The organism is Oleiphilus sp. HI0128 (assembly GCF_001635365.1).
The window spans coordinates 1-3,624 of sequence record NZ_LWGG01000901.1 but is presented as its reverse complement, the minus strand read 5'-3'; the positions used below and the strand labels follow the sequence as shown (position 1 = coordinate 3,624).

Sequence of the window (3,624 nt, the reverse complement as noted above, 5' to 3'; positions counted from 1 at the left end):
GGTCTGGATGAAGAAATATTATCGAAGAGGGATGAGCTTTATCGCAAGATGAAAAGAAAGAACCAAATAAGGTGGTCAAAAGCTACGCGGAACTGGGAGAAAGTGGGTGACGTTAAGTTGAACCCGGAGAAGGAAAAACAAGCAGCTTAAATGCTCAGGCGACAACTACCTTGAAAAACGCCGTTATCGCAAACGGTGATCGAGTAATCGCAACGACTGATCACCATCAATCACAAACTCCTTCCATGCATTGAAACTCAATTTGTCGAGCACGTTATTCTTAGCGCTTTTAAGCCGAGAGTACGATGCCAAACAAGAGATTAGCAATGCGACACATTAAAGATATTCTCCGCCTCAAACTCGAGGCAAAACTGAGTCATCGAAATATTGCCCGCAGCTTAGGAATCGGCGTAGGCACTGTTTCCACTTATGGAAAAAGAGCGGTTGATGTTGGGCTAACCTGGCCACTTCCAATAGAGATGACTGACAATGAACTAGAACGTTTATTATTCCCCGACGCCAAGATCAATACGCGCCATGGTCGGGTTATGCCTGATTGCGCTGCCATTCACCAAGAACTCAAGCGCAAAGGCGTTACCAAGCAATTGTTGTGGGAGGAATATAAGCAAATACATGGCGACGCGGGCTATCAGTATTCGCAATATTGCGGCTACTATCGTGAATGGCGTTCTAAGCAAAAGCGCTCCATGCGCCAGATTCACCTTGCCGGTGAAAAAATGTTTGTGGATTACAGCGGGGCCACGGTACCTATCGTTAACCCGGATACTGGCGAGATCCGTTCAGCTGAGATCTTTGTAGCCATACTTGGCGCGAGTAACTACACCTTCGCAATGGCGTCATGGACGCAACGCAAAGCCGACTGGATTAACGCACATGTGAAAGCCTTTGAGTTCTTTGGCGGCGTACCGGAGATCGTTGTGCCTGACCAGTTACGCAGTGCTGTCAGCAAGCCAGCTCGTTATGACCCCGGTATCAATGTGAGCTACCAGCACATGGCATCACATTATAAAACGGCGATCATTCCCGCTAGGCCACTCAAGCCCAAGGATAAAGCAAAAGCAGAAAACGCGGTATTGATCGTGCAGCGCTGGATACTGGCTCGACTACGACATCAAACCTTCTTCACGCTGGCAGATCTAAATCAGACTATTAAGGTCTTGCTAGATGACCTTAACCGCCGTGCCTTTAAGAAACTACCGGGTTCCCGCTTAAGTCAATTTGAAGCCTTGGATAAGCCAGCGCTTAAATCGCTTCCCGCGAAGCATTATGAGTATGTCGAGTTCAAACTTGCACGCGTTAATATCGACTACCACATAGAGTTCGACAAGCATTATTACTCAGTACCTCATCATCTGGTGAAGTCTCAAGTAGAAGCCCAAGCAAGCCAAGATAGCGTTGCTATTTTCTTCAAAGGAAAACAGGTTGCACGACATGCTAGGAGCTTGCGCCAAGGGGGTTTTACCACCAATGCTCACCACATGCCTGAGCCCCATCGAAAGCACCAAGCCTGGACGCCGGAGAGACTGATCTCTTGGGGCGCTCGAATCGGGCCTGCAACGCAATCCATCGTACTAAACCTACTCGAACAAAAGAAGGTACCCGAACAAGCTTATCGAGTCTGCTTGGGTTTACTGAATCTGGCAAAACAATACACACCAGAAAGATTAGAAGCCGCTTGCTTACGGGCTCAGCATATCAATGCCCGACGACTGGCAAATATTAAGTCCATATTAGAAAGCAATATGGATCAACTGCCACTTCCATTATCACCTCAGACTTCGCCATCACCTCAAACAGAGACTCATCGTAACGTGCGCGGCGCTGATTACTACCACTAAAAACCCACCCCAAAACCAATAGGAAAAAACATGTTAGAAACACAAAGCTTACAGCAACTTCGACAGCTCAAGTTAACCGGTTTAGCCGAAGCACTAGAGATGCAGTTTAATCAACCCAATACCTATGAAGAGCTTAGCTTCGCCGAACGAATTAACCTAGCAGTACAACAAGAAGTGACTTACCGGCACGACAAACGCTTACAACGATTGCTCAAGGCTGCTCGCTTCAAGGTCACCGCTAGAATGGAAGATATCGACTACAGCCACCCACGTGGCTTAAAGCAAAGTACAGTCGCGGGCTTGCAAAGCAATACCTGGATAAGCAAAGGGCAAAATCTGGTAATGACGGGACCAACAGGCTGCGGAAAAACCTATCTTGCTTGTGCATTAGGACATCATGCCTGTCTGCACGGTTATCAAGTACGATACTTCAGAGCCTCGCGGTTGTTCGAGCAGCTGACCATCTCACACGGCGATGGTAGCTACCTAAGACTCTTAAACCAAATAGCCAAGGCTGATGTTCTAATTATCGATGACTGGGGCTTGGAGGCTTTAACACAGCCTCAAAAAAATGATCTACTCGAAATTATGGAAGATCGCCACAACAGTAAATCGACCATAGTGACTAGCCAATTACCGATGACGAAGTGGCATAAATTTATCGACGATCCGACCTTGGCTGACGCCATATTAGACCGGCTACTGCATAACGCTCACAAACTTAACTTAAAAGGAGAATCGATGAGAAAAGTACTAACTTCGTTGACTGAAGATGATCACTTGAAGTAAAAAGACAACTCACGATGCATGGATGGGAAACAAGTGATCACGTTCAGCGCAACGGCTGATCAGTTTTAGCGGAATACGCACAGGGTAGGGATTTTCCGTGGAAGCCAATAAACTTAGTGTGTTAGTCTTCTTAGACAGGGCCGATAATGCTTTGTCTGTATCTTCGTACTACAAGGGAAAATACAGACATGAGTAAAGCTGAAGCTTTATCCAAGAAAGAAATTCGACACGCTCTTGCGGTCGCAAATCTGATGACTCACAAAGAGGGTAAGCGCTGCGCTCTGGTTCTCTCTCATGCTGCTATGCGAGTCAGTGAAATCGCATTAATCGAAACTGGATCTCTTTTAAACTCTACAGGTGAATTAAGAAAAGAAATTCATCTTCCTGCCAAGATCTGTAAGCGCCTTAAGCCACGAACTATTTGGCTTACTAATCCAGTAAGTCGCGAAATAATCCAGGATTGGATTGAGTATCGCCTTAAGAAAAAGTGGGGAACAGTCATTGGTAGCGCTCAATACCAGGGATTAAATCCAAACAGCAGATTCTTATATAACAATCGGGGTAGACGTTATGCCATGACAGAGAAAAAGCGGGTTATGTATGATGGCTCCATTAAATCCTATAGGGCGTGTGATTCGCTGGAGCACTTGATTAGAGCTATTTACACGAAGGCAGGTTTTCATAATGCGTCTTCTCACACAGGGCGAAAATCGCTTATCACTAACGCGATTATTGATAAAGGAATAAGCCTTAAACAGGCTGCACGAATACTTGGTCATAGCAACCACGAGCAGGTATTGTTTTATGTCACGATCAGTAAAAAGCGACTTTCTGAAATGTATGAAGAAGCTCTTTAGTTGGTTTTGAATGCGTGCTGAAGAAATAATTTATAAGTAGGTGATAGTCTATCTAGTGCCATAACTTGCCGTTGGTGGTGCAATTTAGCTTTGGCCTAATCGTCATGAATTAGGGTACT

General features: G+C 45.6%; 3 protein-coding genes. All 3 read left to right on the top strand.

Annotated elements, in window-relative coordinates:
* The first annotated feature begins 305 nt into the window (after positions 1-305).
* The 3 genes from istA (at position 306) to A3763_RS14665 (ending at position 3,505) form a co-directional block, all read left to right on the top strand.
* Positions 306-1,859: an IS21 family transposase gene (gene istA / locus A3763_RS14675; RefSeq protein ID WP_068567406.1), complete on the top strand. Its 1,554-nt coding sequence runs from the start codon at positions 306-308 to the stop codon at positions 1,857-1,859.
* Positions 1,860-1,889: 30 nt separating this feature from the next.
* Positions 1,890-2,648 carry an IS21-like element helper ATPase IstB gene (gene istB, locus A3763_RS14670; protein WP_068510153.1) on the top strand — a complete coding sequence of 253 codons (759 nt, stop codon included), beginning with the start codon at positions 1,890-1,892 and terminating at the stop codon, positions 2,646-2,648.
* 188 nt (positions 2,649-2,836) lie between these two features.
* Positions 2,837-3,505: a site-specific integrase gene (locus tag A3763_RS14665; protein ID WP_068633465.1), complete on the top strand. Its 669-nt coding sequence runs from the start codon at positions 2,837-2,839 to the stop codon at positions 3,503-3,505.
* Positions 3,506-3,624: the final 119 nt, after the last annotated feature.

What these genes read in the sequence shown, in the direction of transcription:
- istA (WP_068567406.1), top strand. Translation starts at nt 306, where the DNA reads ATGCCAAACAAGAGATTAGCAATGCGACACATTAAAGATATTCTCCGC.
- istB (WP_068510153.1), top strand. Translation starts at nt 1,890, where the DNA reads ATGTTAGAAACACAAAGCTTACAGCAACTTCGACAGCTCAAGTTAACC.
- A3763_RS14665 (WP_068633465.1), top strand. Translation starts at nt 2,837, where the DNA reads ATGAGTAAAGCTGAAGCTTTATCCAAGAAAGAAATTCGACACGCTCTT.